We start from the raw sequence: 3,827 nt of genomic DNA on the forward strand, positions 1-3,827 counted from the left end.
TAAACCAACAGAATCTCCCACATTAAGATGGATATTTCAGTGCTTCCAAGGTATTCATCTTTTGATGATACAAGGATTTCAACGAGTTCTGAACTTAACGGAGTCACACTGTCATATCTTGCAATTTTTACCTAATGCTTGTCAAAAATATTATTTTTCAACTTAACTATTCTCTATAGTTTTACGATTTTATCGGTTATCTTTTTTATAACTTATTACACACCTTCAATTAAATATTGTTTTTGAAACAGCTTTTAAACACCCATAAAAGCTTAACTTTTTGCGTTCATAATTTTGTTTGCTATTGATACGTAATTGTTCAAACCATAAGTTTTGATTGACTGTTGATGTAGTTTAATTATGCTACTTTTTGAAGTGCGGAATGTGGGTTAAAGGCATTAATAAATTACTTGACAGATGAACAACTCTGGCTAACCCCTTACTAAACCGCCCTTTAACTATTCCTTCGGCAAAGCCAAAATAGTTCCAAGGAATAGCGATAACTTCTACTAGTCCACTGTCTAAAAATTCTTGCTGATGAAGTTTAACACTATAATCAATTTCAGGAATATGGTATCCACATAGATTATTCTGCCTGATATATTCTCGCCAAAAGTGTGAGCCATTAGGAACGGCTGACATCATCCACCCTCCAGGCTTTGTTAATTGATAAAGCTTTTCCCATACAATCATCCGTTCTGATAATTCTAAAAAATGCTCAATGACACCGAAGTGATATACTAAATCGTATTTAGCATTTGTTTCATATTCAAAAATATCAGCATTTTCAACAGTTGCTGAAATAGGTGTGACAGCAAATTGGGAAACTTCATTTAAGTAGTTTTGGCATCTATCAACTACTTGTGGTGAGACATCAATTCCATGCACTTGAAATCCATTTACAGCCAGAGCAGCTAGGTGACAACCCCCACCACATCCCAATTCAAATGCTGTTGCTGGTGAGTTAATTTGAGTGCGTTTGATTGTTTCCAACCAAATACGGCGTAATTTTTTGATTCTAGTGAAATCTTTATGAGAAGAACAATGATGTTCATAACCACCATCTCTTAGATTTTCAACCCATTTGTTTGAGGTTTCCATAAACTTTAATCTTTGGTTTTTATTTTTTGTGAGATTGAAGGCAAATAGAATAACCAGGATAATCAACAATTTTCACCAAAATAGGGTCTAATACAGGGGGAATAATCCTCAGAGGTAATGTTAAAACCCATCCTAAAATCATCATAATTTTAATTTGTTTCTAACATAATGGAAATGTTCTGTTGTAAATAATTAAGTTTTTGCTGACTTTAGGGTTTCTTTTTTAGAAAAATTCACAATTGAAACAATCTCAGAAATTCTTTGATTAATAGTATGTTGCATGGATTTTTTATATCCTGCCTCAGCAATAGAATTAATCAAATTATCATGCTGAAGAAGATAGGTAACTTTTTGATTCAATTCATCTGGATTAGAAAAATAAACTGCTTCTTTGTCTTCTGCAAATAGATTTAGTAACTCTTGATTACGCTCACTTAACATCATTGTACCAGAAGCTGGAATTTCAAAGGTTCTAATATTGTGACCCATTTCATTTTGAGGACGCAAAATATTTAATCCCATTTTGGCAGAACCTAAAATATCAGGAATTTCGCTATAGTTACACATTCCCTTGACAAATCTACTCAGTGAAGCCTCTTGGCAACGAGTTAGCCAGTAGTCAGATCCCCAAATTCCTAATCGGCAATCAGCGATCGCTTTCAGATAAAGTTCTCTTTTTCGGCTATCATCCCAATTACCAATAAAAGCTACATCATAAGTAGGATTAGGTTTTCGCTTGGGAAAATGGTATTCTACATCGCTACAAAAAGGATGAAAAACAACATTTTTGATTCCTTGCTGTGAAAGCTCATTAACTAGCTGTTGACTCCATATAAATACTGCATCCCATAGTGGGAGTCCTTGGGTTATCCATGAATTACTATGGGTATGATGTTTATCTAAAGGATTATCTGTAAAAAAGACGAATAGTAAACTGTGTTTCTGTAAATATTTAATAGTTTTGGGGTCAACTAAATTAGGAGAAATAACAAGTATTAAATCAGGTTGAAAATTATCTGCTACTTGCATTAATTTCTGATTAGCAGACTTTGCCAACAATTGCCATGCTAAACGCCATGCTACCTTATAAGGTAAGGAACGGGAAAATAAACTGGGGTCAGCTTCTTTCCAGGTAAAATACTTAACTTCACATCCAATATCTGTAAATCCCCTGCCGTAGACTTCTTCTGTTCGTCCTAATTCCAATATTTGTCCAACAATCAATACTTTTTGCATAGTAATTTACTTCCTTACCACAGAATATAAAGCCTGCTTTAGTCCCTGCACATCTTCCTGAAAACTCCAATCTTGAATTCTCTTGAAGCTAATCTTTCCTGCTGTTTCAGAATTAGCGATCGCCCATTGTATTCCCTCTGCCAGTAATTTAATATCTCCAACAGGAAAAATACAACCATTTTCGCCTTTCATTACTAAATCAGCAACACAACCTACTTGATCGCTAACTACAACCGCTTTCCCCGCATTCATAACTTCATTAATTGCCAACCCCCAAGGTTCAAAGCTAGAAGGTAAAACAAATACATCACACAAGTCGTACATAGTAGGCATTTCTGATTGATTACGGAATCCTAAAAATCGGATTGAGTTCCAACCTGTTGCTTTTGCCTGTGCTTCTAGTTCTGTCCTCAAATTACCATCTCCCACAAACAACAAATATGGTTTTGGTTCTTGTACACCATCTGAAGATAATAGGCGATATGCTGTTAGTAAATCCTGTGGACGTTTAACATCAATCAGTTTTGCTGCATATAAAATAATTGGTCTACCGGGTTCTAAATTTAAAGACTGACACAGAGATTCCCGATGGTGATAAGCCACTAATGCTTTTTTTTGAAAAAAGTCATTATCAACAGCATAGGGTACTGCAAACAAACGTTCCTTACTAACACCATAATTTCGGTAAAACTGACGGTTTAAAGTTCCCACATAAAGGAATGCAGTAATTTTTGGAAATAACCAGTTCAGAAATACTTGTTTAGCTTTTTGCTTGATGGGCTGATTCGGTTCACTCAGTCTGTTAGATTCCCCACGCAACAAAACTGGAATTCCTAACTTCTGTGCTGCTAAAATTGCCTGTAAACTGCAAAGCCATGCCCAACCATGCACCCAAACAGCATCAAACTGTCCTTGTTTTAGTAATTGATAGATATTGGACGCAATAGGTTGTCGGAATAAACTATCTCTTTGTTTACTACCCCAGCATTTAAGAAACTGGTAATTATACCCTTCTGTGAGGGGAACATCCCACTGAATTGATTTACCAAAACCAGGATCTTGATATGCTTTTAAAGAAAAATCACTGTAGAAAAATACTGTTAACTCAATATCTGGTTGTTGGGCAATTAAACGTAGTAAGGGGGCTTGATACTGAATAGGGTGAGAGACAAAGTATGCTAGTCGTATCATTTTTGTGTTTAGGGTTTACCGAAAAGGTGGAAAAAGGCAAAAGCAAAAAGATCCCCGACTTCTATGAGAAATTTATCATTTATGCACACAATCAATAAAAGAAGTCGGGGATCTGGTCATGATCAGATTATGTATTCAGTTGCCATACCCAGGGACAGGGAAGCGATCGCTTATGTAATCCACAAGAATCAGCCAATTAACCCTAATGAGCCGATTACAAGTAGTTTTAATATCATCTGTGAACTACCACACACTGACCTTCGGTACAGTGTGGGCCTCCCAATTCATCGGGAACAGCC

Annotated in this window: 4 protein-coding genes; 1 reads left to right on the top strand and 3 read right to left on the bottom strand. The window is 35.8% G+C overall.

Translation table 11 applies throughout. The features are described 5' to 3' along the window. Positions 1-363: 363 nt before the first annotated feature. From CUN59_RS10370 to CUN59_RS10380, 3 genes are all read right to left on the bottom strand, one after another. Positions 364-1,101, bottom strand: coding sequence for a class I SAM-dependent methyltransferase (locus CUN59_RS10370; RefSeq protein ID WP_104387777.1), 738 nt, complete (start codon positions 1,099-1,101; stop codon positions 364-366). Between the two features lie 192 nt (positions 1,102-1,293). Further along, on the bottom strand, positions 1,294-2,337 hold the full coding sequence (locus tag CUN59_RS10375; RefSeq protein WP_104387778.1) for a CgeB family protein: 1,044 nt from the start codon (positions 2,335-2,337) through the stop codon (positions 1,294-1,296). 6 nt (positions 2,338-2,343) lie between these two features. After that, positions 2,344-3,528 carry a glycosyltransferase family 4 protein gene (locus tag CUN59_RS10380; protein ID WP_104387779.1) on the bottom strand — a complete coding sequence of 395 codons (1,185 nt, stop codon included), beginning with the start codon at positions 3,526-3,528 and terminating at the stop codon, positions 2,344-2,346. Positions 3,529-3,609: 81 nt separating this feature from the next. Here CUN59_RS10380 and CUN59_RS21720 point away from each other — a divergent pair. Beyond that, a partial coding sequence (locus CUN59_RS21720) for a hypothetical protein (protein WP_207765404.1) occupies positions 3,610-3,827 on the top strand: 218 nt, incomplete at its 3' end.

This window comes from Cuspidothrix issatschenkoi CHARLIE-1, from assembly GCF_002934005.1.
GTDB classification, from domain to species: domain Bacteria; phylum Cyanobacteriota; class Cyanobacteriia; order Cyanobacteriales; family Nostocaceae; genus Cuspidothrix; species Cuspidothrix issatschenkoi.